The sequence below is a fragment of the Variovorax boronicumulans genome, from assembly GCF_009811375.1.
GTDB classification, from domain to species: domain Bacteria; phylum Pseudomonadota; class Gammaproteobacteria; order Burkholderiales; family Burkholderiaceae_C; genus Variovorax; species Variovorax boronicumulans.
On the sequence record NZ_BKDH01000004.1, the window covers coordinates 192,361 to 217,131 of the forward strand.

The 24,771-nt window shown below is 68.0% G+C and carries 26 protein-coding genes and 1 riboswitch; of the genes, 18 read left to right on the top strand and 8 right to left on the bottom strand.

What is annotated here, in order from left to right; translation table 11 throughout:
- Positions 1-105 precede the first annotated feature (105 nt).
- Positions 106-1,212 (bottom strand): DNA polymerase III subunit beta, encoded by a 1,107-nt coding sequence (gene dnaN, locus VHAB30_RS25945; protein WP_056574900.1) that lies wholly within the window; start codon positions 1,210-1,212, stop codon positions 106-108.
- Positions 1,213-1,301: 89 nt separating this feature from the next.
- Positions 1,302-2,681: a chromosomal replication initiator protein DnaA gene (gene dnaA, locus VHAB30_RS25950; protein ID WP_062480418.1), complete on the bottom strand. Its 1,380-nt coding sequence runs from the start codon at positions 2,679-2,681 to the stop codon at positions 1,302-1,304.
- A gap of 308 nt (positions 2,682-2,989) precedes the next feature.
- Here dnaA and rpmH point away from each other — a divergent pair, with 308 nt between their 5' ends.
- The 7 genes from rpmH to VHAB30_RS25985 all read left to right on the top strand — a co-directional run bounded on the left by rpmH (position 2,990) and on the right by VHAB30_RS25985 (position 8,696).
- Positions 2,990-3,124 (top strand): 50S ribosomal protein L34, encoded by a 135-nt coding sequence (gene rpmH, locus VHAB30_RS25955; RefSeq protein WP_007834827.1) that lies wholly within the window; start codon positions 2,990-2,992, stop codon positions 3,122-3,124.
- A gap of 101 nt (positions 3,125-3,225) precedes the next feature.
- On the top strand, positions 3,226-3,648 hold the full coding sequence (locus tag VHAB30_RS25960) for a ribonuclease P protein component (protein ID WP_159279090.1): 423 nt from the start codon (positions 3,226-3,228) through the stop codon (positions 3,646-3,648).
- On the top strand, positions 3,645-3,932 hold the full coding sequence (yidD, locus tag VHAB30_RS25965) for a membrane protein insertion efficiency factor YidD (protein WP_056574909.1): 288 nt from the start codon (positions 3,645-3,647) through the stop codon (positions 3,930-3,932). The genes VHAB30_RS25960 and yidD overlap by 4 nt, the downstream gene beginning before the upstream one ends.
- Entirely contained in the window at positions 3,929-5,611 is a 1,683-nt protein-coding gene (gene yidC / locus VHAB30_RS25970; protein ID WP_095948401.1) for a membrane protein insertase YidC, read from the top strand. Before yidD ends, yidC begins: the two co-directional genes overlap by 4 nt.
- A 74-nt stretch (positions 5,612-5,685) precedes the next feature.
- Positions 5,686-7,098 (top strand): tRNA uridine-5-carboxymethylaminomethyl(34) synthesis GTPase MnmE, encoded by a 1,413-nt coding sequence (gene mnmE, locus VHAB30_RS25975; protein ID WP_159279091.1) that lies wholly within the window; start codon positions 5,686-5,688, stop codon positions 7,096-7,098.
- A gap of 101 nt (positions 7,099-7,199) precedes the next feature.
- Complete coding sequence (locus VHAB30_RS25980) at positions 7,200-7,661, top strand: Crp/Fnr family transcriptional regulator (RefSeq protein ID WP_062482896.1); 462 nt, start codon at positions 7,200-7,202, stop codon at positions 7,659-7,661.
- Positions 7,662-7,757: 96 nt separating this feature from the next.
- Positions 7,758-8,696, top strand: coding sequence for a zinc ribbon domain-containing protein (locus VHAB30_RS25985; RefSeq protein WP_159279092.1), 939 nt, complete (start codon positions 7,758-7,760; stop codon positions 8,694-8,696).
- Between the two features lie 16 nt (positions 8,697-8,712).
- On the opposite strand, the gene VHAB30_RS25990 is transcribed toward VHAB30_RS25985, so the two are convergent.
- Positions 8,713-10,710: a monovalent cation:proton antiporter family protein gene (locus tag VHAB30_RS25990; protein ID WP_159279093.1), complete on the bottom strand. Its 1,998-nt coding sequence runs from the start codon at positions 10,708-10,710 to the stop codon at positions 8,713-8,715.
- Positions 10,711-10,796: 86 nt separating this feature from the next.
- On the opposite strand from VHAB30_RS25990, the gene VHAB30_RS25995 reads away from it, so the two are divergent.
- The 4 genes from VHAB30_RS25995 to VHAB30_RS26010 are packed head-to-tail and all read left to right on the top strand — an operon-like array spanning position 10,797 to position 13,822.
- Complete coding sequence (locus tag VHAB30_RS25995; protein WP_062473617.1) at positions 10,797-11,798, top strand: KpsF/GutQ family sugar-phosphate isomerase; 1,002 nt, start codon at positions 10,797-10,799, stop codon at positions 11,796-11,798.
- Positions 11,798-12,346, top strand: coding sequence for a KdsC family phosphatase (locus VHAB30_RS26000; RefSeq protein ID WP_062473615.1), 549 nt, complete (start codon positions 11,798-11,800; stop codon positions 12,344-12,346). The genes VHAB30_RS25995 and VHAB30_RS26000 overlap by 1 nt, the downstream gene beginning before the upstream one ends.
- Positions 12,343-12,993 carry an LPS export ABC transporter periplasmic protein LptC gene (gene lptC, locus VHAB30_RS26005; protein WP_070063362.1) on the top strand — a complete coding sequence of 217 codons (651 nt, stop codon included), beginning with the start codon at positions 12,343-12,345 and terminating at the stop codon, positions 12,991-12,993. Before VHAB30_RS26000 ends, lptC begins: the two co-directional genes overlap by 4 nt.
- 43 nt (positions 12,994-13,036) lie before the next feature.
- Positions 13,037-13,822 carry an SDR family oxidoreductase gene (locus tag VHAB30_RS26010; protein ID WP_070063361.1) on the top strand — a complete coding sequence of 262 codons (786 nt, stop codon included), beginning with the start codon at positions 13,037-13,039 and terminating at the stop codon, positions 13,820-13,822.
- A gap of 109 nt (positions 13,823-13,931) precedes the next feature.
- Here the strand turns inward: VHAB30_RS26010 and VHAB30_RS26015 are convergent, their stop codons facing one another.
- On the bottom strand, positions 13,932-14,465 hold the full coding sequence (locus VHAB30_RS26015) for an RNA recognition motif domain-containing protein (protein ID WP_159279094.1): 534 nt from the start codon (positions 14,463-14,465) through the stop codon (positions 13,932-13,934).
- 259 nt (positions 14,466-14,724) lie between these two features.
- Positions 14,725-14,911: riboswitch (yybP-ykoY riboswitch) on the top strand.
- Positions 14,912-14,920: 9 nt separating this feature from the next.
- On the opposite strand from VHAB30_RS26015, the gene VHAB30_RS26020 reads away from it, so the two are divergent.
- From VHAB30_RS26020 to VHAB30_RS26035, 4 genes are all read left to right on the top strand, one after another.
- Entirely contained in the window at positions 14,921-15,484 is a 564-nt protein-coding gene (locus VHAB30_RS26020; RefSeq protein WP_095747370.1) for a TMEM165/GDT1 family protein, read from the top strand.
- A gap of 127 nt (positions 15,485-15,611) precedes the next feature.
- Positions 15,612-16,769, top strand: a complete 1,158-nt coding sequence (metX, locus tag VHAB30_RS26025) for a homoserine O-succinyltransferase MetX (RefSeq protein ID WP_070063358.1) — start codon at positions 15,612-15,614, stop codon at positions 16,767-16,769.
- Positions 16,766-17,353, top strand: a complete 588-nt coding sequence (metW, locus tag VHAB30_RS26030; protein ID WP_159279095.1) for a methionine biosynthesis protein MetW — start codon at positions 16,766-16,768, stop codon at positions 17,351-17,353. Before metX ends, metW begins: the two co-directional genes overlap by 4 nt.
- Before the next feature lie 37 nt (positions 17,354-17,390).
- Positions 17,391-17,978: an IMPACT family protein gene (locus tag VHAB30_RS26035; RefSeq protein ID WP_095747369.1), complete on the top strand. Its 588-nt coding sequence runs from the start codon at positions 17,391-17,393 to the stop codon at positions 17,976-17,978.
- On the opposite strand, the gene VHAB30_RS26040 is transcribed toward VHAB30_RS26035, so the two are convergent.
- Positions 17,923-18,855 carry an ion transporter gene (locus VHAB30_RS26040; protein WP_159279256.1) on the bottom strand — a complete coding sequence of 311 codons (933 nt, stop codon included), beginning with the start codon at positions 18,853-18,855 and terminating at the stop codon, positions 17,923-17,925. The two genes, VHAB30_RS26035 and VHAB30_RS26040, sit on opposite strands and share 56 nt — an antisense overlap.
- 115 nt (positions 18,856-18,970) lie before the next feature.
- On the opposite strand from VHAB30_RS26040, the gene VHAB30_RS26045 reads away from it, so the two are divergent.
- Positions 18,971-19,486: a bactofilin family protein gene (locus VHAB30_RS26045; RefSeq protein WP_062473600.1), complete on the top strand. Its 516-nt coding sequence runs from the start codon at positions 18,971-18,973 to the stop codon at positions 19,484-19,486.
- 33 nt (positions 19,487-19,519) lie between these two features.
- Here VHAB30_RS26045 and VHAB30_RS26050 read toward each other — a convergent pair whose 3' ends face one another.
- Complete coding sequence (locus VHAB30_RS26050) at positions 19,520-20,374, bottom strand: DUF72 domain-containing protein (protein ID WP_235926922.1); 855 nt, start codon at positions 20,372-20,374, stop codon at positions 19,520-19,522.
- Between the two features lie 92 nt (positions 20,375-20,466).
- Between VHAB30_RS26050 and VHAB30_RS26055 the strand changes: the two genes are divergently transcribed.
- Both VHAB30_RS26055 and VHAB30_RS26060 read left to right on the top strand, forming a co-directional pair.
- Positions 20,467-21,978 (top strand): M20 family metallopeptidase, encoded by a 1,512-nt coding sequence (locus tag VHAB30_RS26055; RefSeq protein ID WP_159279096.1) that lies wholly within the window; start codon positions 20,467-20,469, stop codon positions 21,976-21,978.
- Positions 21,979-22,051: 73 nt separating this feature from the next.
- A complete protein-coding gene (locus tag VHAB30_RS26060; RefSeq protein WP_159279097.1) occupies positions 22,052-22,927 on the top strand; it encodes an alpha/beta hydrolase in 876 nt (291 codons plus the stop codon).
- Between the two features lie 3 nt (positions 22,928-22,930).
- On the opposite strand, the gene VHAB30_RS26065 is transcribed toward VHAB30_RS26060, so the two are convergent.
- Positions 22,931-24,109: an MFS transporter gene (locus VHAB30_RS26065; protein WP_159279098.1), complete on the bottom strand. Its 1,179-nt coding sequence runs from the start codon at positions 24,107-24,109 to the stop codon at positions 22,931-22,933.
- Positions 24,110-24,214: 105 nt separating this feature from the next.
- Positions 24,215-24,679: a YidB family protein gene (locus tag VHAB30_RS26070; RefSeq protein WP_095948391.1), complete on the bottom strand. Its 465-nt coding sequence runs from the start codon at positions 24,677-24,679 to the stop codon at positions 24,215-24,217.
- Between the last annotated feature and the right edge of the window lie 92 nt (positions 24,680-24,771).

The following is a 24,771-nucleotide window of genomic DNA, read 5'->3' on the forward strand; positions in this document are numbered from 1 at the left end:
CCCGTGATTTTTCGGGCTCTCAAAAGCTCAATTCGCCGCCTCTTGAAAGCGCAAACCCGCGGGGGGCCGCGGGTCGTGTGCGCAAGGCGCTGTGTTTTCCAGGGTCTAGATGCGCATCGGCATCACGACGTACTTGAAAGATGCGTTCTCGGGGATGGTTAACAAGGCCGAGCTGTTGGAGTCGGCCAGGTCCAGCTTGACCATGTCCTGGTCCATGTTCGACAGCGCGTCGATCAGGTAGGTGACGTTGAAGCCGATCTCGATGCTGTCGCCGCCGTAGTCGATGTCGAGCTCGTCCTGGGCTTCTTCCTGCTCGGCGTTGTTCGACGCGATGCGCAGCGTGCCCGGCTCGATGTTCAGGCGCACGCCCTTGAACTTCTCGCTGGTCAGGATGGCGGTGCGCTGCAGGCTGGCCAGCAGCGGCGCGCGGCCGAGCGTGACGGTGTTCTTGTGGTTCTTCGGAATCACGCGGTTGTAGTCGGGGAACTTGCCCTCGACCAGTTTGGTGACGAACTCCATGCCGCCGAAGCTGAACTTGGCCTGGTTGTTCGCGAACTGCATCTCGATGGCGCCTTCGGCGTCGGACAGCAGGCGCTGCATTTCGAGCACGGTCTTGCGCGGCAGGATCACTTCCTGGCGGGGCACTTCGACGTCGAGCATGGCCGAGGAGAACGCCAGGCGGTGGCCGTCGGTGGCCACCAGGCTCAGCTGCTTGCCTTCGGCCACGAACAGGATGCCGTTCAGGTAGTAGCGGATGTCGTGCACGGCCATCGCGAACGAGACCTGCGAGAGCAGGTCTTTCAGCGTCTTTTGCGGCACGCTGAACACGGGGCCGAAATTGGCGGCTTCCTGCACCAGCGGGAAGTCTTCGGCGGGCAGCGACTGCAGCGTGAAGCGGCTCTTGCCGCCCTTGAGCACGAGCTTGCTGGCGCTCGATTCGAGGCTCACGGTCTGGTCGGCCGGCATGGTGCGCAGGATGTCGATCAGCTTGCGCGCGCCGATGGTGGTCGTGAAGTTGCCTTCGTCGCCACCGAGCTCGGCGGTGGTGCGGATCTGGATCTCGAGGTCGCTGGTGGTCAGCTGCAGCTGGCCGCCGGTCTTGCGGATCAGCACATTGGCCAGGATCGGCAGGGTATGACGCCGCTCCACGATGCCGGCCACCGACTGCAGCGCGGCAAGAACTTTGTCTTGGGTTGCCTTCAAAACGATCATGTCTTCTTCCTCTTCTCTTATCTCTTTGAATCAGCTTTCAGGACGCCATTCTCCGCTGTCGCGAGGGGCGTTCTTGATGACATTCGGCTTCAGCCTTTGAGGGTCTGTTCGAGGACGTGCAGCTGCTGGTTGAGTTCGGTGAGCTGCTGGCGCTCGCCCGAAATCTTTCGCACTGCGTGGAGCACCGTCGTGTGGTCGCGACCGCCGAACAGCTCGCCGATTTCCGGCAGGCTCTTCTGCGTGAGCTCCTTGGCCAGGTACATCGCGATCTGCCGCGGCCGTGCAATGCTGGCCGGGCGTTTCTTGCTGTACATGTCGGCGACCTTGATCTTGTAGTAGTCGGCCACCGTCTTCTGGATATTTTCGACCGAGATCTGCCGATTCTGGATCGACAGCAGGTCGCGCAGCGCCTCGCGCGCCAGGGCGATCGAGATCTCCTTCTGGTTGAAGCGCGAGTACGCCAGGATCTTGCGCAGCGCGCCTTCGAGTTCGCGCACGTTGGAGCGCACGTTCTTGGCCACGAAGAAGGCGACTTCCTCGGGCATTTCGGTGCCTTCGACGCGGGCCTTGTTGATCAGAATGGCCACGCGCATCTCGAGCTCGGGCGGCTCGATCGCCACCGTGAGGCCCGAATCGAAGCGCGACACCAGCCGCTCGTGGATGTCGGCCAGCCCCTTGGGATAGGTGTCGCTGGTCATCACGATGTGCGACTTCTTGGCCAGCAGGGCCTCGAAGGCGTTGAAGAACTCTTCCTGCGTGCGGTCCTTGTTGGCGAAGAACTGCACGTCGTCGATCAGCAGCAGATCGAGCGAGTGGTAGCGTTCCTTGAACTCATCGAAAGTCTTGCGCTGATAGGCCTTGACCACATCCGACACGAACTGCTCGGCGTGGATGTAGAGAACTTTGGAATCGGGCCGGTCGGCCAGGAGCCGGTTACCCACAGCGTGCATCAGGTGGGTCTTGCCCAGGCCGACGCCGCCGTAGATGAAAAGCGGGTTGTACAGGTGGCCCGGCATGCCGGCCACGTGCATGGCCGCGGCGCGCGCCATGCGGTTGGCCGTGCCCTCGACCAGGGTGTCGAAAGTGAGCCCCGAATTGAGACGGTTCTTGAAGCCGGCGGCGGCCGGCTCCTCGCCCGGGCCGGCCACGTCGCGCGGCACATCCGTTTCGGCCATGATGGCCATGGGTGCAACACGGACGGGGGTTTCTCTCGGAGCGAGCGCTAACTCGATGGTGACCGGCTGGCCGTACATCTTCTCGGCCATGGCCGCGATCTTGCCCGCGTACTGGGCACGGATCCAGTCGAGCTTGAAGCGGTTGGCGACGAACACCGTCATGCGCGAAAGGTCGTCGGCGACCTGCGCGGTGAGGGGCTTGATCCAGGTATTGAACTGCTGCTCGGACAGCTCCTGCGCGAGCTGGTCGACGCAGGCCTGCCACAGGCTTTCGCCGATGCCGTCAGTCGACATGGGCGCTTGAAAAAGTGATGGAACCCTCGGGCATTTCTTGTATAGGTATTGTGGATATTCTCTGCTGGAAGGCGCCGGGCATTCTAACTTGTCAAAACCTTATCCACATGCTGCGCTGCACATGGAAAGGCCCGCAAATCCAGTCGAAGATTGTTCCGGCGGCCAATGTTTGCGATAATTGCGGGTTTCCCTGAAAAGCCTTCACAGCGTCTTTCGGGGGCCATCCGAAACTCGCTCCCCCAGCGCTCGCCGGGTTTTTGCATGCCTTCATGCGGAAACCGGCGCAAACAGGGAATCAGGAAACCATCATGAAACGCACTTACCAAGCATCCAAAGTCCGCCGCGCCCGTACCCACGGCTTTCTGGTCCGCATGAAGACCCGTGGCGGCCGCGCCGTGATCAACGCACGCCGCGCCAAGGGCCGCAAGCGCCTGGCCGTCTGACGGCACCCCACCTGCCGTTGTCAGCCGCCGACACGTCCGCGCAGGCTCCTGCAGCCTCTGCGCCTGGCCCCGCCAGCAGCGACGTCCGCGGCCCGGCTTCCTTGCAGCGGCTCAAGACCCGCGCGCAATTCCAGGCCGTCCTCGCAGGTGCCACCGTGGCGCGCACTGCCCATTTCGCATTGCACCGCTGTGCGCTCGATGTTTCCCCATCGGGCGCCGCTTCGCTGTTTCCGTCCGATGAGGTCTGGCTGGGCGCCATGGTGCCCAAGCGCTGGGCACGCCGCGCGGTGACGCGCAACGCCATCAAGCGCCAGATCTACGCCGTGAGCGCCGCGCCCGGCGTCGTGTTGCCGCGTGCCGCGCACGTGGTGCGTCTGCGCGCCGGTTTCGATCGCAAGGCGTTCGTGAGCGCTTCCTCGGACAAGCTCAAGGCCGCCGTGCGCGCCGAGCTCCAGCAACTGCTGGCGCGCGCCGGGCGCCCGCCGGCACCGGCCGCCCCCTCCCCTGCACGCGCTCCCGCATGAAACGCCTGCTGATCGGCCTCGTGAAGGGCTACCGCCTGTTGCTGAGCCCCTGGCTCGGGCAGTCGTGCCGCTTCACGCCGACCTGCTCGGTGTATTCGATCGAGGCGCTGGAAGTGCACGGCGCGCTCAAGGGCAGCTACCTGACGCTGCACCGCATCGCGCGCTGCCAGCCCTGGTGCCAGGGCGGCCACGATCCGGTTCCACCGAAATCACAGCGTCGCACTGACAAGTCAGGATCGCTGTTTTCGTCTCTTCTCTCCTCCGACAAGAAGTCTTCGTCATGAACGATATCCGCCGCACGATCCTGTGGGTGATTTTTGGTTTCTCGCTCGTGCTGCTGTGGGACCAATGGCAGGTCTTCAACGGCAACAAGCCGACCTTCCTGCCGTCGACCAAGCCCGCCGCCACGGCGCCGGCCACGGGCAGCGCTGCCAACAACGGCGTGCCGACCGCGGCTGCCGCAGCCGGCGGCACCGCGGGCGCCGTGCCCACGCAGGCGGCCCCGGCCGCGCCGCGCGAGCAGGTCGTGGTGACCTCCGACCTGTTCAAGGCGACGATCGACAGCGAAGGCGCCACGGTCAACCACCTCGAACTGCTCAAGTACGACGAAGCCGACCGCACCAAGCGCGTCGTGCTGTTCGAAAACGGCTCGCCTGCCACGCGCTACGTGGCGCAGACCGGCCTGCTGAACCCCGTCGCCGGCGACGCTTTCCCCAACCACCTGACGGCCATGACGCCCAAGGCCGGTCCGCGCACGATGGCCGACGGCCAGAACACGCTCGAAGTGAGCTTCGAAAGTGCCCCTGTCGGTGGCCTGAAGTACATCAAGACCTACGTGTTCAAGCGTGACGACTACGTCATCGGCGTGCGCCACGAAGTGGTCAACGTGAGCGACCAGCCGCGCGACGCGCAGCTGTACATGCAGCTGCTGCGCCACGGCACCGTGGCCGCCGGCACCATGTTCGGCACCAACACCTTCACCGGCCCGGCCGCGTACACCAACGAGAAGAAGTTCCACAAGCTCGACTTCAAGGACATCGCCAAGGGCAAGGTCGAGCCGCCGCCGCCGGCCAACGACGGCTGGATCGCGATGGTGCAGCACTACTTCGCGTCGGCCTGGCTGCTCAAGGGCGACCCGGCCAGCGAACAGCTGCGCCGCGAATTCCGCGTGAAGGACCTGGGCGACAACCTCTTCACCGTCGCCATGGTGGCCACGCTGCCGAAGATCGCCCCGGGCGCCACGCAGGTCGTGAACAGCGCGCTGTTCGCCGGCCCCGAAGAAGAAAAGAAGCTCGAAGCCATCGCCCCCGGCCTGGACCTGGTGAAGGACTACGGCATCTTCGCGATCATCTCCAAGCCGCTGTACTGGCTGCTCACGCAGCTGCACGGCATCCTGGGCAACTGGGGCTGGGCGATCGTGGCGCTCGTGGTGCTGCTGAAGGCGGCCTTCTACTGGCTCAACGCCAAGGCCTACGCCAGCATGGCCAAGATGAAGGCCATCAATCCGAAGATCATGGAAATGCGCGAGCGGCTGAAGGACAAGCCGCAAGAAATGCAGCAGGAAATGATGCGGATCTACAAGACCGAAAAGGTCAATCCGATGGGCGGCTGCTTCCCCATCGTGATCCAGATCCCGGTGTTCATCGCGCTGTACTGGGTGTTGCTGTCGTCGGTCGAAATGCGCCACGCACCGTGGATCGGCTGGATCACCGACCTGTCGGCACCCGATCCCTGGTACATCCTGCCGATCGTCATGACGGCCACCTCACTGTTCCAGACCTGGCTCAACCCGACGCCGCCCGATCCGATGCAGGCCAAGCTGATGTGGATCATGCCGCTCGCGTTCAGCGTGATGTTCATCTTCTTCCCGGCCGGCCTGGTGCTGTACTGGATCACGAACAACGTGCTGTCGATCGCGCAGCAGTGGTTCATCAACAAGCGACTGGGCGTGCTCGGCAAGTAAGCCGGCCGGCCTCCGCCACCTGCAAAGGGCCGCATCCGCGGCCCTTTGCTTTTTGCTGAAAGAATCGCGCTGTCATGACCCTCGCCCGCACCACCGATCCCATCGTCGCCATCGCCACCGCCCCGGGGCGCGGGGCGGTCGGCATCGTTCGCGTGTCGGGCGCCCGGCTGGCGCCGCTGGTCCAGGCGCTGTGCGCCCGCGCCCTCAAGCCGCGCGAAGCCACCTACCTGCCCTTTCGCGATGCGCAGGGCGAGCCGGTCGACCACGGCCTGGCGATCCATTTCCCGACGCCGCATTCCTACACCGGCGAAGACGTGCTCGAACTGCAGGCGCACGGCGGCCCGGTCGTGCTGCAGCTCTTGTTGTCGCGCTGCCTGGAAGCCGCGGCCGAAATCGATCTGGCCACCGGCCGCCCGCGCCTGCCGGGCCTGCGCGTGGCCGAGCCGGGCGAGTTCAGCCAGCGCGCCTTTCTCAACGGCAAGATCGACCTGGCGCAGGCCGAGGCCATCGCCGACCTGATCGACGCGAGCACCGAGGCGGCCGCGCGCAGCGCCGGGCGCTCGCTGTCGGGCGCCTTCTCGCGCGAGATCCACACGCTGCGCGACGCGCTGATCCACCTGCGCATGCTGGTCGAGGCCACGCTCGACTTCCCCGAAGAAGAGATCGACTTCCTCCAGAAAGCCGACGCGACCGGCCAGCTGCAACGGCTGCATGCGCAGCTGGCCGCCGTGCAACAGCGCGCCAAGCAAGGAGCGTTGCTGCGCGAAGGCATCAAGGTGGTGATCGCGGGCCAGCCCAACGCGGGCAAGAGTTCGCTGCTCAACGCGCTGGCCGGCGCCGAGCTGGCCATCGTGAGCGCCATCGCGGGCACCACGCGCGACGTGGTCTCGCAGACCATCCAGATCCACGGCGTGCCGTTGCATGTGGCCGACACCGCGGGCCTGCGCGACAGCACCGACGAGGTCGAGCAGATCGGCGTGGCGCGCGCCTGGGGGCAGATCGAAAGCGCCGACGCCGTGCTGTTCCTGCACGACCTGACGCGCGCCGGCCAGCCCGACTACGCCGCCGCCGACGCCGAGATCCTGGCCGGCCTGCGGCGCAAGCTGCCGGCGAGCGTGCCGGTGCTCGATGTGTGGAACAAGCAGGACGCGGCGGCTTCGGCCGCGCCGCCGTCCGAAGGCATTGCGCTGTCGGCCAAGACCGGCGCGGGCATCGAGGCGCTGCGCGACCAGCTGCTGGCGATGGCCGGCTGGCAGGCCGTGCCCGAGGGCGTCTACCTGGCGCGCGCGCGCCACGTGCAGGCGCTGGCCCGGGTCGAGACGCACCTCGCGCTGGCGGCGGCCCACCTGGCGGCGCAGGCCCAGTTGCTCGACCTGCTGGCCGAGGAGCTGCGGCTGGCGCAGAACGCGCTCAACGAGATCACCGGCGAGTTCGGCGCGGACGACCTGCTGGGGGTCATCTTTTCGCGCTTCTGTATCGGGAAATAGCGACACATGCGTGCGCTTCGCCGGGGAAAGCGTAAACAGTTGTAGCCGAACCTCGGGGCCTTCGCGGATACTTCGGATCACTTGCGGGGGTCGAGAAAAACATGTCCATCCAGAACCTGAGCCGCGCCATCGCGGAGAACCTGAGCGCCGACGCGTTCGCGCTGACCTTGAGCGTCGCGCAGTGGGACACGCTCGCGGGTTATCTGCAGCCCATCGAGACCGGTGTCGGCGACGTGCTGATCTCCCAAGGCACGCACGACCGCTCGGTGTTCTTCGTCGAAAGCGGCGCCATCAGCGTGCACCGCGTCAGCAGCAAGGAACAGATGCGCCTGGCCGTGCTGTCGCCGGGCTCGGTGGTGGGCGAAGGCTCGTTCTTCTCGCGCGAGCCGCATGCGGCCAACGTGGTGGTCACCGGCGCGGGGCGCGTGTGGCGCCTCACGGCCGTGCGGTTCTCCGAGATGTCGAACCGCCAGCCCAACATGGCGCTGGACATCGCGATGGCGCTCGGCGCCGTGATTGCCAAGCGCATGGCGCACCGCTCCAAGCGGGTGGCCGTCACCTGAGTTGAGCGGAGCCTTCCCGCTCGCCGCGCGCTGCCAGCCGCCGCACAACAACAAGAACAAGTCTTCGTTTCCGATCCCGAGAATTGCTGGTGAGCCATGGCCTTGATCTGCCCGGTCTGTGACGCGGACAACCGCGAGGGTGCCAATTTCTGCAGGAACTGCGGCGGCCGGCTGTCGGCCGCCGACCGCGTGCCGCCCCCGGCGCCCAGCCCTGCCGACCGCGAATGGGCCACCACCGCACCGGCCCAGCTGCGCGCGCCGACCATTCCCGCGCCGCTGTTCGACCCCGCCGAGTCGAAGCGCGCGTCGTCGCCGGCGTCCAACGGCTGGAGTCCCGAGCCGCCGCCCCCGCCGCCGCCCGCGGATGAAAAAACCGTGATCGTGGCATCGGGGCGTGGGGGCGCCGCATCGTCTTTGCCTCCTTCCCCCCGAGCCGATCGGCCAAAGACGCGGATCAAGGTCAAGCGCATCAAGCCGCCCGAACCGGTGCTGCGCCCGCGTGGCATCGGGTTGTGGCTGGGGCTGCTCGCGGTCGCGCTGCTGCTGGTGGTCGCGGGCTGGCTGGGCTACGGGACCGGCAGCAAGGCGCCCGAGCCGGCCGTGGCACCGCCTCCTGTCGTAGCGCCGGCTCCCGTCGCGACGCCGCCGGCGGTCGAAGCACCACCGGCCGCGACCGAACCTGCGCCGCCCGTGGCCGAAGCGCCACCCGCGGAAGCGGTCGCCGAGCCCGCGGAAGCCGCCCCCAAGTCGACGCCCGTCGCGAAGCCGCGCAAGCCGGCGACACCTCCCCCACCGACGCCCCAGGCCCCGCCCGCCGCGGCGCCCGTGGCAGCTGCACCGGCACCCGCGCCCGCAACACCGGCTCCTCCCGCCGACCCGCAGGCCCAATGCGGCGACCGCAACTTCATCGCCAAGGCGCAATGCATGGCGGCCCAGTGCGTGAAGCCCGAGTACAGGTCGCACGCACAGTGCGAAGCGGTGCGCCGTCAGCAGCGCATCGAAGAAGAAAAGCGCAACCCGTCGCTCTTGAACTGAGCCCGCGCCGGCGGCCTCAGCCCTTTTGCAGCCGCTCGATGGCAATCGCCAGCGCGGCGGGCTTGCCCGACAGCACGAGGGTGTCGCCGTCCGACAGCAGCGTGTCGTCGGCCGGCACGCGCGCCTGGCCGTCCTGGCGGCGCAGGCTGGCCACCCGCACGCCCAGCGTCGGCAGCGCAATCCGTCCGAGCGTCTGGCCGATGGCGCGTGCGCCCGGCGTGAGCGTGAAGCTGTTCAGGCGCTCGTGGTCGATCTCGTCGGCGTTGTCGTCGTCGGCGCCGTGGAAGTAGCCGCGCAGCAGGTTGTAGCGTGCGTCGCGCTGGTCCTGCACCACGCGGATCACGCGCCGCATCGGCACGCCGACCAGCGCCAACGCATGGCTCGCGAGCATCAGCGACCCCTCGATGGCCTCAGGCACCACCTCGGTCGCGCCGGCGGCCTGCAGCTTCTCGAGGTCGTGGTCGTCCTGGGTGCGCACGATCACCGGCACGTGCGGCGCATGGGCGCGGGTGTTGGCCAGCACCTTCATCGCGCCCCCCACGTCGAGGTACGTGACGACCACCGCGCTGGCGCGCGCCAGGCCCGCCGCCATCAGCGCCTGCAGCCGCGCCGCGTCGCCGAACACCACCGAATCGCCGGCCGCTGCGGCCTGCCGCACACGGTCGGGGTCCAGGTCGAGCGCCATGTAGGGAATGCCTTCGCGCTCCAGGATGCGCGCCAGGTTCTGGCCGCAGCGCCCGTAGCCGCAGATGATCACGTGCTGCGCGGTGTTGATGGTCTTGCGCGCGATGGTCGTCATCTGCAGCGACTGCTGCAGCCAGTCGCTGGCCACCAGCTTGCGCACGATGGCGTTGCTGTACATGACGATGAAGGGCGTGGCCAGCATCGACAGCACCATCGACGCCAGCACCGGGTTGGCCAGCCACGGCGGCAACAGGTTGCGGTCCTGCGCGAGCGCCAGCAGCACGAAGCCGAACTCGCCGGCCTGCGCCAGGTACAGGCCGGTGCGCAGCGATACGCCCGAGGTGGCGCCCAGCACCCGCGCCAGCACCGTCACCAGCCCCAGCTTGAACAGCAGCGGCACCAGCAGCAGCACCGCCACCAGCAGCCAGCGCTCGACCACGATGTGCCAGTCGAGCGACATGCCGACGGTGATGAAGAACAGCCCCAGCAGCACGTCGTGGAAGGGGCGGATGTCGGTCTCGACCTGGTGCTTGTATTCGGTTTCCGACACCAGCATGCCGGCGATGAAGGCACCCAGCGCCAGGCTCAGGCCGGCCAGCTCGGTGAGCCAGGCCAGGCCCAGCGTGATCAGCAGCACGTTCAGGATGAACAGCTCCTCGCTGCGCCGACGCGCCACCAGCGTGAGCCACCAGCGCATGATGCGCGGCCCGCCGTACAGCAGCACGCCGATGAGGAAGGTGGCCTTCACCAGCGCGAAGCCCAGCGCCTTGGCCAGCGCCTCGGGCGGCGCGCCCAGCGCGGGAATCAGCACCAGCAGCGGCACCACGGCCAGATCCTGGAACAGCAGCACGCCCATCACGCGCTTGCCGTGTTCGCTCTCCAGCTCGAGCCGCTCGGCCATCAGCTTGACCACGATGGCGGTGCTGCTCATGGTGAGCGCGCTCGACAGCGCCAGCGTGGTCTGCCACCCCAGCTGCCACCCCAGCTGCCAGGCCGGCGGCAGCTGCGTGGCGATCAGCAGCGCGCCGGCCGTGGCCAGCGCCATGGTCAGCAGCACCTGCGCCATGCCCAGCCCGAACACGTGCTTGCGCATGGCGCGCAGCTTGGGCAGGCTGAACTCGAGCCCGATCACGAACATCAGGAACACCACGCCGAACTCGCCCAGGTGGCGGATGCCTTCGGAGTTCTGCGCCAGCGCCAGCGCATGCGGGCCGATGAGCACGCCGGCCGTCAGGTAGCCGAGCATCGGCGGCAGCTTGAGCGACCGGCAGGCCACCACGCCGATCACCGCGGCCAACAGATACAACAGCGTGAGATCGAACGAAGACATAGGCGCCGATGCTAGAGCAATGTCCGTGCCCCGGGCTTCCCCGGGCCATGTGATCGCCGACCGCGCCCGCCTCGTAAAATCCGGCGATGAGCTCCCGCCCCGCCCCGACCCACGTGGTCGACCCCGACGCCATCCTGGCCCGGGCACGCGTCACATTCGACATCGAAGCCGAAGCCGTCCTCGGCCTGAAGGCCCGCGTCGGCCCGAGTTTCGTCGAGGCCGTGCGCAAGATCCTGGAAGTGCGCGGCCGCGTGGTCGTGATGGGCATGGGCAAGAGCGGCCATGTCGGCCGCAAGATCGCCGCCACCCTCGCCTCCACCGGCACGCCCGCGATGTTCGTGCACCCGGCCGAGGCCAGCCACGGCGACCTCGGCATGATCAAGGCGGTCGACCTCGTGCTGGCCATCTCCAACAGCGGCGAGGTCGACGAGCTCACCGTGCTGCTGCCGGTGGTCAAGCGCCAGGGCGTGCCCCTGATCGCGATGACCGGCCGCCCCGATTCCACCCTGGCGCGCCATGCCGACATCGTGATCGACGCCGGCGTCGCCAAGGAAGCCTGTCCGCTGAACCTCGCGCCCACCGCGAGCACCACCGCGCAGATCGCCATGGGCGACGCGCTGGCCGTGGCCCTGCTCGACGCGCGCGGCTTCGGCTCCGAGGATTTCGCGCGCTCGCACCCCGGCGGTGCGCTGGGGCGCAAGCTGCTCACCCACGTGAGCGACGTCATGCGCTCGGGCGACGAAGTGCCGTGTGTGCCGCCGACGGCCACCGTCAGCGAGCTGATGCGCGCGATGAGCATCAAGGGCTTCGGCGCCGCCGCGGTGGTCGAGCCCGACGGCCGGGCGCTGGGCATCTTCACCGACGGCGACCTGCGCCGCCTGATCGAGGCCGGCGCCGACCTGCGCACGCCCAAGGCGGCCGACATCATGCACCGCGACCCGCGCACCATCCGCGTCGACGCGCTGGCGGTGGAGGCGGCCGAACTCATGGAGCAATGCGGTATCACCCGCCTGTTCGTGATCGACGGCGCGGGGGTGATCGTCGGCGCGGTGAACACCAACGACCTGATGCGCGCGAAGGTCATCTGATGCCGCTTGATTTCCAGGCCGAGACCCTGCTGGCCGCGCAAGATGTGCGCATCGTCTTCTTCGACATCGACGGCGTGCTGACCGACGGCGGCGTGTACTTCACCGAGCACGGCGAGACGCTCAAGCGCTTCAGCATCCTCGACGGCTACGGCCTCAAGCTGCTGCGCAAGGCCGGCATCACGCCGGCCGTGATCACCGGGCGCGACTCCAAGCCGCTGCGCGTGCGGCTCGAGGCGCTGGGCATCGAGCACGTGCGCTACGGCACCGAAGACAAGCTGCCCGCCGCCGAAGCCATGCTGAAGCAGCTGGGCTTCACCTGGGCGCAGGCCGCCGCCATCGGCGACGACTGGCCCGACCTGCCCGTGCTGACCCGCGTCGGCTTCGCGGCGGCACCGGCCAACGCGCACGCCGAGGTGCGCGCGGTGGCGCGCTACGTCACCACCGCACGCGGCGGCGAAGGCGCGGCGCGCGAATTCTGCGACCTGCTGTTGACGGCCTGCGGCCAGTACCGCCCGCTGCTCGACGCTGCCCTGGGCCCCCGACCATGAGCCCGCAGCTGCGACGCGCCTGGAACCTGACGCGCGATGTGCTCGACCGCACCACCATCTACCTGCCGATCATCCTGATGGCGGGCGTGGCGCTGGGCACCTACTGGCTGGTGCGCAATGCGCCCAAGCTGCTGGAGCCCACCGTCAAGGCGGCGCCCACGCACGAGCCCGACTACTTCATGCGGGACTTCGTCATCAAGAACTTCCTGCCCAACGGCGACCTGCGCAGCGAGCTGCACGGCACCGAGGGGCGGCACTACCCGGACACCGACACCATCGAGGTCGACCAGGTGCGCATGCGCTCGGTGTCGCCCGAGGGGCTGGTCACGCGCTCGTCGGCGAACCGGGGCCTGTCGAATTCCGACGGCAGCGAGATCCAGCTGTTCGGCAACGCGATCGTGATCCGCGAACCCGCGGTGAGCGCGAGCGGCAAGGCCACGCCGCGGCTGGAGTTTCGCGGCGAGTTCCTGCATGCGTTCCTCGACACCGAGAAGGTGCAGTCGAACAAGCCGGTCACGCTCATCCGCGGCAGCGACCAGTTCACGGGCGATACGCTCGACTACGACAACCTGAGCGGCGTGGCCAACCTCACGGGCCGCGTGCGCGGCGTGCTGGTGCCGTCGGCCGCCGCAGGCAAGCCGCGCTGAGCGGCTGCCACACAAGAACAAGTTCCCGGGAGACGATCCACGCATGACCACCGCCGCACCGCTCGTCTTCATCACCGGCGCCTCCAGCGGCATCGGCCAGGCCCTGGCCGCGTGCTTCTACGACGCGGGCTACCGGTTGGCGCTGGTCGCGCGGCGCACGGGCGAGATCGACACCTGGGCGACGGGCCGCCAGCTGGACGCGGGCCGCTACCAGGTCTACGGCGCCGACGTGGCGGACACCGACAGCATCGTGGCCGCCGGCACCGACTGCATCGCGCGCCAGGGCGTGCCCGACGTGGTGATCGCCAACGCAGGCATCAGCATCGGCATCGACACGGCCGAGCGTTCGGACCTCGACGTGCTGGCGCGCACCTTCGCCGTCAACAACGTGGGGCTGGCCGCCACCTTCCATCCCTTCGTGCAGGCCATGGTGCAGCGCGGCAGCGGGCGGCTCGTGGGCATCGGCAGCGTCGCCGCCATCCGCGGGCTGCCGGGGCACGGCGCCTACTGCGCGAGCAAGGCCGGCGTGGTCGCGTACTGCGAGAGCCTGCGCGGGGAACTGCACAACAGCGGGGTGAAGGTCGTCACGCTCTGCCCGGGCTACATCGACACGCCGCTGACGCAGGGCAACCGCTACGGCATGCCCTTTCTCATGCAGCCCGAGGACTTCGCGGCCCAGGCGCTGCGCGCCATCGAGGCCGGCACGAGCTACCGCGTGATTCCGTGGCAGATGGGCGTGGTCGCCAAGGTCATGCGCCTGCTGCCCAATGCCGTGCTCGACCGCGCGGTGCAGGGCCGGGAGCGCAAGAAGCGCAGCGGCGAAGCCTGAGCTTCATTGCCGATTGCACGGTGGGCACAGCGCGCAGGCAAAGAAAAAGGCTCCCGAGGGAGCCTTTTGTGTTTGTGTGCCGTGAGGCATGCGAAGGAGTGAACGGGGTTCAGTACCCACCGTTGCCGCCGCCGCCGTAGCCGCCACCGCCGCTGCGACCACCGCCGCCGCCACGGGGACCTGCGCCGTAGGGGCTGCGGAAACCGCCATCGCCACCACCGCCGCCGCCACCCGAACGACCACCACCGCCGCCGTAGCCGCCGCCGGAGCGGCCACCGCCGCCACCACCGTAGCCGCCACCACCGCCGCCGCCGCCGTAGCCACCGCCACCACCGCCGCCATAACCACCACCGCCGCCGCCGTAGCCGCCGCCACCGCTGCGGGGGGGACGTGCTTCCATGGGACGTGCTTCGTTGACGACCACGCTGCGGCCGCCCAGGGGTTGGCCGTTCATGCCGTTGATGGCGGCTTGTGCTTCCGCGTCACTGCCCATCTCGACGAAGCCGAAGCCCTTCGAGCGACCCGTGTCGCGCTCCATCATGACCTTGGCGCTGGTCACTGCGCCGAACTGGCCGAAGGCCTGCTCGAGATCACCGTCGCGCACCGAGTAAGGCAGGTTGCCGACGTAGAGTTTGTTGCCCATCAAGGGACTCCTATAAACACATCAAGAAAAGCGATGGAGTCCCGAAAGCATCACTCAAACGAGAGCCGCCGAGCCGCGCGAAACTGACCGATCACCGAATTGCTCCCGCCCAAAATCAAGAGGGATGCTCGTGCATTATGGGTGAAATATCAAAAAAGCAAGCAGGAATTTGCGTCTTGAGGTAGCACCTTTCGAAACTAATGGAAGTTAGCGCACGCCTACCTGTTTGGGCCGGGGGAATTGACGATGCGGCTACAATTCGCGGGTCATTGGGGAGTAGCCGCCTTCCGCACACGAGAAGGGCCCGCGTCAACAGACTTGTCCTTGCCCCACGAGGACATGGCGCGTGCAGTGAACACACCTGGCGAGACCTTTGACCGCACAACTTCGGGAATATGGCCGAAGGTGTTGTGCGGTCAATTGCGTCCTTCGGCCCAAGGAACCCCACATCCATCATGGAAGCTTTTCTCGTTGCAACGGGCGTGGTCGCGCTCGCCGAAATGGGCGACAAGACCCAACTCCTGGCCCTTCTGCTGGCCGCGCGCTTCAGGAAACCCTGGCCGATCGTGCTCGGCATTTTTGTCGCCACGGTCATCAACCACGCGCTGGCCGGCGCGGTCGGCAACTACATCACGCGCTGGCTCGGCCCCGAGGTGCTGCGCTGGATCCTGGGCGGCTCGTTCATCGCGATGGCCGTCTGGATGCTGATTCCCGACAAGCTCGATGAAGACGACGCCCCCGGCGTCTCGAAGTTCGGCGTCTTCGGCACCACCGTGATCGCCTTCTTCCTGGCCGAGATGGGCGACAAGACCCAGATCGCCACCGTCATGCTGGCCGCCCGCTTCACGCAGGACTACGCCTGGGTCGTCGTCGGCACCACGCTTGGCATGATGCTGGCCAATGCGCCGGTGGTGTGGCTGGGCGACAAGATCGTGCGGCGTGTGCCGATCAAGCTCGTGCACGGCATCTCGGCGGCGATCTTCCTGGTGCTAGGTGTCGTGATGATCGTCGGCTGGTAGCAGGAAAAAGTCACGGGGCTATACTTGCCCTGCGCCGATTTGCTTCAGCTTGCGGGCGCTTTATAAATTCTGCTAAAGACGGCTGCCGAACCCGGCTCGTTTTTGGCGAGGCCGGGTTTTTTCATTCATGTCGTCGTCACCTTTGGTCGTCACCCCGCAGTCGATGCAGTTCGCAGGCCCGCTGGCCCTGCGCAGCGGCGCCTCGATCAGCGGCTACACGCTCGCCTACGAAACCTACGGCACCCTCAACGCCGAACGCAGCAATGCGGTGCTGGTGTGCCATGCGCTCAACGCCTCGCACCACGTCGCGGGCGTGTACGAGGGCCAGGCCCGCTCCGAGGGCTGGTGGGACAACATGGTGGGCCCGGGCAAGCCGCTGGACACCGACCGCTTCTTCGTGATCGGCGTCAACAACCTCGGCTCCTGCTTCGGCTCGACCGGTCCGATGCACGTCAACCCCGCCAACGGCCGCGTCTACGGCGCCGATTTCCCGGTGGTCACGGTCGAAGACTGGGTCGACGCCCAGGCGGCGCTGCTCGATGCGCTCGGCATCCGCACGCTCGCGGCCGTGATGGGCGGCAGCCTCGGCGGCATGCAGGCGCTGTCGTGGACGCTGCAGTACCCCGACCGCGTGCGGCACGCCGTGGTGGTGGCCAGCGCGCCCAACCTCACGGCCGAGAACATCGCCTTCAACGAGGTGGCGCGCCGCGCCATCGTGACCGACCCCGACTTCCACGGCGGCCACTTCTACGAATACGGTGTGGTGCCCAAGCGCGGCCTGCGCATCGCCCGCATGATCGGCCACATCACCTACCTGAGCGACGACGTGATGAACGCCAAGTTCGGGCGCATCCTGCGCAGCGCCGTCGAGGGCGAGGTGGCGGGGCTCGACTACCGCTATTCCACGCAGGACATCGAGTTCCAGATCGAAAGCTACCTGCGCTACCAGGGCGACAAGTTCAGCGAGTACTTCGACGCCAACACCTACCTGCTGATCACCCGCGCGCTCGACTACTTCGACCCCGCGCGCCACCACGGCGGCCAGCTCAGCACGGCGCTGGCGCAGGCCACGGCCAAGTTCCTGCTCGTGAGCTTCAAGACCGACTGGCGCTTCTCGCCCGCGCGCAGCCGCGAGATCGTGAAGGCGCTGCTCGACAACCGCCGCAACGTGAGCTACGCCGAGATCGACGCACCGCACGGCCACGACGCCTTCCTGCTCGACGACGTGCGCTACATGGGCGTGGTGCGCTCCTACTTCGAACGCGTCGCCAAGGAGTTCCAATGAGCGACATCGAACACCAACGACTGATTGCCCAGCTTGTGCCTCAGGGCTCGCGCGTGCTCGACCTGGGCTGCGGCGACGGCGCCCTGCTCGACCTGCTGCAGCGCGAGCGCGGCTGCACCGGCTACGGCGTGGAGATCGCCGACGGCAACGTGCTGCAGTGCATCCGCCGCGGCGTCGACGTGATCCAGCTCAACCTCGACGAAGGCCTGGCGATGTTCGACGACGCCACCTTCGACGTGGTGCTGCAGATCGACACGCTGCAGCACCTGCGCAATGCCGAGGTCATGCTGCGCGAGACCGCGCGCGTGGGCCGCTTCGGCATCGTCGCCTTTCCCAATTTCGCGCACTGGCCCAACCGCCTGAGCGTGGCGCGCGGGCGCATGCCCGTGACGCGCCGCCTGCCCTACCAGTGGTACGACACGCCCAACATCCGCGTCGGCACCTACAAGGACTTCGAGGTGCTGGCCGGCAAGAACAACCTGCGCGTGCTCGACGCCTTCGGCCTGCAGAACGGCCGCGACGTGCGCTGGCTGCCCAACGCGCGCGCCAGCACGGCGGTGTTCAAGTTCGAGCGGGGCGGCTGAGCACGCCGCCCCTGCACCGCACGGACATCGGGTCGGAATGAGCTTCACGCTCGCGCAGCCGGTTCACAGCGACCTGCTCATCAAGAAAAGCCGCTTCATCGGCTGCGTGCAACCGGTGCCCGACCGCGCGGCCGCGCTGGCGGTGGTCGCCTCGCTGCGCGCGGAACACCCGGGTGCAGCGCACGTGTGCTGGGCCTTGATGGCCGGCGGCCAGTCGGCCGCGAACGACGACGGCGAGCCCGGCGGCACGGCCGGACGTCCCATGCTCGAGGTGCTGCGCCACCAGCAGGTGGAAGGCGCGCTCGCGACTGTGGTGCGCTACTTCGGCGGGGTGAAGCTCGGCGCCGGCGGCCTCGTGCGCGCCTACACCGACGCCGTGGCCCAGGCCCTGCTCGGCGCCACGTTGGTGCCGCTCGTGCGCCAGCGCCATCTGCAGTGCGCCGTGCCTTATGCGCTCGAGGGGCTGGTGCGGCGCGAGCTGGCCGCCATCGGCGCGGTGCTCGAAGACGTGCAGCACGGCGACGACGTGCGCTTTGCCTTCGCGCTGCCCGCACCCGAGGCCGATGCCTTCATCGCGCGCCTCGACGATGCTGCGCAAGGGCGCGTCGTCTGGCCGACGGCGTGAGCCGCTTCGCCGGCGCCTTGCCTGAAGCCGGCTCCGCCGCCAGCGCGAGCACGCCACGCGAGGCCAGCGCGATCGGCTCCGCCAGGTCGTCGTCGACACCGCGCCGCGTCATCTCGGCCGTGACGATGCCGGTGGGCACGGCCAGCACGCCCCAGCCCAGCAGCATCATCACGGAGGCGATCGCGCGACCCAGGTCGGTCTTGGGCACGAGGTCGCCGAAGCCGACCGTGGCCATGGTCGAGATCGCCCAGTAGATCGCCACCGGAATGCTGGTGAAGCCGTGCGTCGGGCCCTCGACCACGTACATCAGCGTGCCCATCACCAGCACCACCAGCATCACGAAGCCCACGAACACCGTGATCTTGCGGCGGCTCGATGCCACCGCCGACACCAGCGCGCGGTACTCCACCGAATAGCGCGACAACTTGAAGATGCGGAACACGCGCAGCAGCCGCAGGATGCGCACGTCGATCAGGTACGCCAGCTCGGGCGCGAAGGCCACGAGAAAGGTCGGCAGCAGCGCCAGCAGGTCGATCACGCCGTAGAAGCTCAGCGCGTAGCGCAGCGGCTTGTTCACGCAGCACAGCCGCGCGATGTACTCCAGCGTGAAGAGAATCGTGAACACCCATTCGAGGGCATTGAACAGAGGGCGCCACTGGTCGCGGATCGACTGCACGCTGTCCAGGATGACGACCAGCACGCTCATCACGATCACCGCAATCAGCGTCAGGTCGAACCACAGGCCGGCGGGCGTGTCGGCCTCGAAGATCACGGTGAACAGCGTGCGCCGCCAGCCGCGCGCGGGCTTGTCGAACCGCGAGTCGGTGGCGGCGGGCGTGGACAGGGCTTCGATGTTCGGGCGGATCAGGCGGGTCATGCGGGGCATTGTCGGGGTCCCCGGACGACTTATTCAGTTACGCTTATTGCGCAATGAAGTGCCGCATGCCGTGAGTGCGTTCTTACGATAGTCCCCTTTCTTGAGGAGCTCCCCATTGGCCACACAGTCCCCCTTTTTCGGCAAGCGTGATCGTGACACCGACTCGCTGACGTCCCGTCCCGCACCGCTGGTTGGTTCGGGCACCAATCTCTCGGGCACTCCCGTCAATCCCTCCTCGTTGACCGCACAGGCCGGCCTGGCCCCGGCGGCCGCTCCTGCTGCCAAGGAAGGCGGCAGCAAGCTCACCGTCGGCCCGAACATCAAGCTCAAGGGCGTCGAGATCACCGATTGCGACACGCTCGTGGTCGAAGGCCTGGTCGAGGCGACGATGGATTCGCGCCTGATGCAGATCGCCGAACAGGGCGAGTTCAAGGGCTCGGCCGAGATCGACATCGCCGAGATCCGCGGCGTGTTCGACGGCAACCTCACCGTGCGCGAGAAGCTCGTCATCCACTCGACCGGCAAGGTCACCGGCAAGATCCGCTACGGCAAGATCGTGATCGAAGAAGGCGGCCAGCTGTCCGGCGAGATCAGCTTCGGCGCCAAGCCGTCGCTGCAGGCCGCCGCCTGAGGCACCTGACGCGCCCGGTCTGACGACCGTCGATCAGGGCGCTTTCTTTTTCGGTGGGGCCTTTTTGGCCGCCGGCTTCGGCTTGTCCGCGGCGGCGGCCATTGCTGCGTCTGCAGCCGGCGGCGCCCACCCCAGGCGCTGCAGCAAGGCACCGGCCGCGGCCGGTGCCCTTTCCTTGGCGCCGTTGATGAAGTACACGAACACGTCGCGCGCCTTCGGCGTCGTGGTCCAGCCTTGCGCGCGCGCGGCCCAGGTGTCCAGCGCCTTGGGCGCGTAGCCGGTCGCGAGCGATGCGTCGGCCATCATGAGCCGCGCATAGGCGACGTCGCCTTCGGGCTCCTCGAACGATGGAAACTTGTCGGCGTCGGTGAACACGGTCGACACCTTGTGCTTCTTCGCGAGCGCCTTGTAGGCGGGCACGATGAAGCTCTCGTGGCGCACGTCCATCACGTGGCGCAGCACGCGGCTGCCCTCCTTCTTGGGCAGCAGCTCCAGGAAGGCCTCGAAGTCTTCCGCATCGAACTGCTTGGTCGGCATGAACTGCCAGACGATCGGCCCGAGCTTGTCGCCCAGCTCGGCCACGCCGCTGTCGATGAAGCGCTGGATCGACTCGCCCGCAGTCGCCAGCACCTTGCGGTTGGTGGTGAAGCGAGAGGCCTTCATCGAGAACACAAAGTCGTCGGGCGTGTCGTCGCGCCACTTGCGGAAGGTCTCGGGCTTGAAGGTGCTGTAGTAGGTGCCGTTGATCTCGATGGCGCTGACCTGCCGGCTGGCGTAGTTCAACTCCTTCGCGTGAGCGAGCCCCTTGGGGTAGAAGTTGTCGCGCCAGGGCTCGTAGGTCCAGCCGCCGATCCCCACCTTGATCCGCGTCGATGTTGCCTTGCTCACATTGCGCTCCGGGTTTTGAGATCGCCCGCACTCTACGCGCGCTCGCCGCGAGGCGCAAAATGCGTTTTTTCGTCCCCGCGGAGAACCCCCCGATGAACGCCCCCCTGCACCGTGAAATGCCCGCCGGCACGCTCGACGCGACGCGCGCCCTCTCTGATGTCACCGCCCAATGGGACGGCGACATCGTCAAGCAACTCACCGACTACATCGCCATTCCCGCCAAGTCGCCCGGCTTCGACAAGGACTGGTCGGCCAACGGCTACCTGGAGACCGTGCTGCGCAACGCCGCGGCCTGGGTCGAGGCGCAGAAGGTCGAGGGCCTGAAGCTGGAAATCGTGCGCCTCGAAGGCCGCACGCCGGTGCTGTTCTTCGAAGTGCCGGCCACCGGCACCAACATGGCCGAGACCGTGCTGATGTACGGCCACCTCGACAAGCAACCCGAATTCACCGGCTGGCGCAACGACCTCGGCCCGTGGACGCCCAAGTACGAGAACGGGCTGCTCTACGGCCGCGGCGGCGCCGACGACGGCTACGCCGTGTACGCCAGCGTGGCCGCGCTGCAGGCGCTCAAGGCCCAGGGCGTGGCGCACCCGCGCATCGTCGGCCTCATCGAGACCTGCGAGGAAAGCGGCTCCTACGACCTGCTGCCCTACGTCGACGCGCTGCGTCCGCGCCTGGGCGAGGTCGAGCTGGTGATCTGCCTGGACTCGGGTGCCGGCAACTACGACCAGCTGTGGCTCACGACTTCGCTGCGCGGCATGGCCAGCGGCACGCTCAAGGTCGAGGTGCTGACCGAAGGCATCCACTCGGGCGACGCCTCGGGCCTGGTGCCTTCGAGCTTCCGCATCATGCGGCAGGTGCTCGACCGCCTCGAGGACAGCGCCACCGGCCGCCTGCTGCCCGCGAGCTTCCATTGCGAAGTGCCGGCCGACCGCCTGGCGCAGGCCAAGGCCACGGCCGCCATCCTCGGCGACGAGGTCTACAAGCGCTTCCCGTGGGCGCACTACGACTGCGGCGGCTCGACCATGTTCGCGCTGCCGACCACCACGGACCCGGTCGAGGCCTTGCTCAACCGCACCTGGAAGCCCACGCTGTCGGTCACCGGCGCCGAAGGCTTTCCGGCCCTGAAGGACGCGGGCAACGTGCTGCGCCCCTACACCGCCTTCAAGCTCTCGCTGCGCCTGCCGCCGCTGGTCGATGCGGCCGAGACGGTGCAAAAGCTCAAGGCTCTGCTCGAAGACAACGCGCCCTACCAGGCGCGCGTCACCTTCGAAAGCGGCGGCGGCGCCACCGGCTGGAACGCGCCCACCATCACGCCGTGGTTCGAGGACGCGCTCAACAAGGCTTCGCGCGCGCACTTTGGCGCGTCGTGCGGCTACATCGGCCAGGGCGGCACGATCCCGCTGATGAACATGCTGAGCGCCGGCTTCCCGACGGCGCAGATGATGGTCTGCGGCGTGCTGGGCCCGAAGAGCAACGCGCACGGCCCCAACGAGTTCCTGCACGTGCCCTACGCCAAGAAGCTGACGGCCGCCGTGGCCGAGGTCATCGCCGCCCTGCCCGTCGCGCACCGCGCCGCGGCTGCGGAGCCGGTGGCGGCTTGAGCGCCGCGCCGGGCCGTCCCAAGCAAGCTCGCTCCCGCCTGGCGGGAAGGCGCGCAGCGCCAAGGGTGCACCCATGAGCGACGCGCTGCCCTTGCCACACCGCGTGTCGCTGTCCACGCCGGATGGCGAGACGCTGGCGCTGCGGCGGCTGCCCGCCGCCGGCAGGCCCCGCGCCGTCGTGGTCGTGGTGCACGGGCTGGGCGAGCACGCGGGGCGCTACCACGGCCTGGCCAAGCAGTTGCACGGCTGGGGCTTCGCGGTCTGGGCGCACGACCACCACGGGCACGGCGAATCCACCGGTGCGCGCGGCGGCCTGCCCAGCGAACTGCGGCTGGTCGACGACTTGGCGCTGGTGATCGACGATGCGCGCCGCGAGAACCCCGGCGTGCCGCTGGTGCTGTTGGGCCACAGCCTGGGCGGCCTGGTCGCCGCGAGCCTGGTGGCGCGCGGCGTGCGGCCGGTCGATGCGCTGGTGCTGTCGTCGCCGGGGCTCGATCCGGGGCTGAACGGTTTCCAGAAGATGCTGCTGGCGGTGCTGCCGCGCATCGCACCCAACCTGCGCGTGGGCAACGGGCTCGACGACAACTACCTCTCGCACGACCCGGTGGTGGTGCAGGCCTACCGCGACGACCCGCTCACGCACGACCGCATCGGCAGCCGGCTGGCGCGCTTCCTCGCGTACGAAGGCGCCACGGTGCAGCAGCACGCGGCGCGCTGGCCGGTGCCCACGCTGCTGATCTACGCGGGCGACGACCGGCTCGTGCGGCCGGCCGCCAGCCGCGCCTTCGCGGCGGCCGCTGCGCCCAGCGGCAACGTCGAGGCGAAGTGCTTCGACGCGCTGTACCACGAGCTCTTCAACGAGCTCGATGCGGAGCCCGTGTTCGACACGCTGCAGCGCTGGCTCGACCGGCGCTTTCCAGCGGCGGCTGTCCCCGCGCGCGTGGCCTGAGGCTCAGGCCTTGGCCACCGGCGCGCGCCGGCGTTGCGTCTGCGCGAGCCAGAGCAGCGCGGCGCCGGTCAGGGCCACCGGCACCAGCGAGCCGTAGTTCAACAGCTGCCAGCCCTGCGTGGTCACGAGCACACCCGAGGCGAACGAGGTCAGCGCCAGCGTCGCGAACACGCAGAAGTTGAGCGCGCCCTGGGCGCGGTCGCGCTCCTCGGCCGTGTAGGCCGTGAGCGACAGCGTCGTGCTGCCGGTGAACAGGAAATTCCAGCCCACGCCCAACAGGAACAGCGCCACCAGGAAGTGGTGCAGGTCCACGCCCGACAGCGCCACCACGATGCAGCCGAGGTTGAGCGCCAGCCCCACCCCCATCACCGGCAGCGCGCCGAAACGGCGGATCAGGTGGCCGGTGAAGAAGCCCGGCGCGAACATGCCGATCACGTGCCATTCGAGCACCAGCGCCGCGTCGGAAAACGGCAGGCTGCAGATCTGCATCGCGATGGGCGTGGCGGCCATCAGCAGGTTCATCACGCCGTAGCTCAGGGCGCCCGCGGCGGCCGACACGATGAACACGGGCTGGCGCATGATCTCGCCCAGCGGCCTGCCGCCGCCGGCTTCCTTGCGGGTCGGTGAAGGCGGGAATTCGATGAAATGCATCACCGCCATCGAGAGCAGCGCCACCGCCGCCAGCGCGATGTAGGCGCCGGCGAAGGGCACGGAGAGCGCTTCGCGCGTGAAGGTCGCCAGGTTCGGCCCCGCTACCGCGCCGATCAGGCCGCCAGCCATCACCATCGACACGGCCTTCTCGCGCCAGGCCGGCAGTGCCAGTTCGGCCGCTGCGAAACGGTAGAGCCCGGCGTTGGCGTTGTAGTAGCCGGCGACCAGGGTCGCGAAGCACAGCAGCCAGAAGTTCTTCGAGAACGCCGCGTAGGCGCACAGCAGCGCCGAGCCGATCGCCACCGCCAGCCCGATCTGGAACGAACCGCGGCGCCCGAAGCGCTGCTGTGTGCGCGCCACCAGCCCCGTGCTCAACGCACCGCCCACCACGTAGCCCATGACGGGCAGCGTGGCCATCCAGCCCTGCGGCGCGATGCCCAGGCCGACGAGGCCGTTGATGGCGATGAAGGTGACGTTGTTGGTCAGGAGCAGGCCCTGGCAGATGGCCAGGAGCCACAGATTGCGATTCATGGGGCGCGGTTCTACGCGATTGGGCGACGAAGGCAAGGCGCCGGCCAAAAAAAAGCGCCCTCGCGGGCGCCGGAATTCTGAGAATGAAATTCGCCGGGTGGCAGGTCAGGTCGGCTTGTTGCCTTGAAGCAGTCCGCTGAGCGAGCCCAGCAGGTCGTCCTGGTTGCCGAGGCCTTGCTCGGGCACCTTGCCCTGCGGCGTGAGCTGGTTGATGAGGGCCGGCAGCATGGTCGCCAGCATCGGCAGCAGCATTTGTGCGTTGATGCCGAGTTTGGAAGCGATGGCGGCGATCGTGTCGCCGCCCAGCGCGTTCTGCAGCTGATCGCCCGACACCGGCTTGTTTTCACCGTTGCCGATCCAGGAGCCGATCACGTCGCCCATGCCCGCCTGCTCGAATTTCGAGACCATGCCGCCGAGGCCGCCCTGCCCGCCGTTGTTGGCAAGCAGGCCGCCCAGGGCGCCGGCGAGGCTTCCGAGATCTCCCAATCCCCCGAGGCCACCGCCTTGCGGTTGCTGCTGCTGTGCAGCGCCTCCTAGCACCTGACCGAGTACCGAATCGAGCAACCCCATGACCATTCCTTGGTGTGTGACAGAAACGCTCACATTTTCCAATGTGGCGACCCGCTTGCCGAAAGTGGCGCGGCCACTTTCGAACTGGCAAC

Bases quoted from the DNA above. Each gene is read 5' to 3' on its own strand.
- dnaN (WP_056574900.1), bottom strand. From the start codon at position 1,212: ATGATCGTTTTGAAGGCAACCCAAGACAAAGTTCTTGCCGCGCTGCAG.
- VHAB30_RS26010 (WP_070063361.1), top strand. From the start codon at position 13,037: ATGACCACCGCCGCACCGCTCGTCTTCATCACCGGCGCCTCCAGCGGC.
- VHAB30_RS25990 (WP_159279093.1), bottom strand. From the start codon at position 10,710: ATGTCTTCGTTCGATCTCACGCTGTTGTATCTGTTGGCCGCGGTGATC.
- VHAB30_RS25980 (WP_062482896.1), top strand. From the start codon at position 7,200: ATGTCCATCCAGAACCTGAGCCGCGCCATCGCGGAGAACCTGAGCGCC.
- yidC (WP_095948401.1), top strand. From the start codon at position 3,929: ATGAACGATATCCGCCGCACGATCCTGTGGGTGATTTTTGGTTTCTCG.
- VHAB30_RS26020 (WP_095747370.1), top strand. From the start codon at position 14,921: ATGGAAGCTTTTCTCGTTGCAACGGGCGTGGTCGCGCTCGCCGAAATG.
- mnmE (WP_159279091.1), top strand. From the start codon at position 5,686: ATGACCCTCGCCCGCACCACCGATCCCATCGTCGCCATCGCCACCGCC.
- VHAB30_RS26015 (WP_159279094.1), bottom strand. From the start codon at position 14,465: ATGGGCAACAAACTCTACGTCGGCAACCTGCCTTACTCGGTGCGCGAC.
- VHAB30_RS26060 (WP_159279097.1), top strand. From the start codon at position 22,052: ATGAGCGACGCGCTGCCCTTGCCACACCGCGTGTCGCTGTCCACGCCG.
- VHAB30_RS26055 (WP_159279096.1), top strand. From the start codon at position 20,467: ATGAACGCCCCCCTGCACCGTGAAATGCCCGCCGGCACGCTCGACGCG.
- VHAB30_RS25995 (WP_062473617.1), top strand. From the start codon at position 10,797: ATGAGCTCCCGCCCCGCCCCGACCCACGTGGTCGACCCCGACGCCATC.
- metW (WP_159279095.1), top strand. From the start codon at position 16,766: ATGAGCGACATCGAACACCAACGACTGATTGCCCAGCTTGTGCCTCAG.
- VHAB30_RS26040 (WP_159279256.1), bottom strand. From the start codon at position 18,855: ATGACCCGCCTGATCCGCCCGAACATCGAAGCCCTGTCCACGCCCGCC.
- yidD (WP_056574909.1), top strand. From the start codon at position 3,645: ATGAAACGCCTGCTGATCGGCCTCGTGAAGGGCTACCGCCTGTTGCTG.
- VHAB30_RS26070 (WP_095948391.1), bottom strand. From the start codon at position 24,679: ATGGGGTTGCTCGATTCGGTACTCGGTCAGGTGCTAGGAGGCGCTGCA.
- VHAB30_RS26000 (WP_062473615.1), top strand. From the start codon at position 11,798: ATGCCGCTTGATTTCCAGGCCGAGACCCTGCTGGCCGCGCAAGATGTG.
- rpmH (WP_007834827.1), top strand. From the start codon at position 2,990: ATGAAACGCACTTACCAAGCATCCAAAGTCCGCCGCGCCCGTACCCAC.
- VHAB30_RS26035 (WP_095747369.1), top strand. From the start codon at position 17,391: ATGAGCTTCACGCTCGCGCAGCCGGTTCACAGCGACCTGCTCATCAAG.
- lptC (WP_070063362.1), top strand. From the start codon at position 12,343: ATGAGCCCGCAGCTGCGACGCGCCTGGAACCTGACGCGCGATGTGCTC.
- VHAB30_RS25985 (WP_159279092.1), top strand. From the start codon at position 7,758: ATGGCCTTGATCTGCCCGGTCTGTGACGCGGACAACCGCGAGGGTGCC.
- dnaA (WP_062480418.1), bottom strand. From the start codon at position 2,681: ATGTCGACTGACGGCATCGGCGAAAGCCTGTGGCAGGCCTGCGTCGAC.
- VHAB30_RS26065 (WP_159279098.1), bottom strand. From the start codon at position 24,109: ATGAATCGCAATCTGTGGCTCCTGGCCATCTGCCAGGGCCTGCTCCTG.
- metX (WP_070063358.1), top strand. From the start codon at position 15,612: ATGTCGTCGTCACCTTTGGTCGTCACCCCGCAGTCGATGCAGTTCGCA.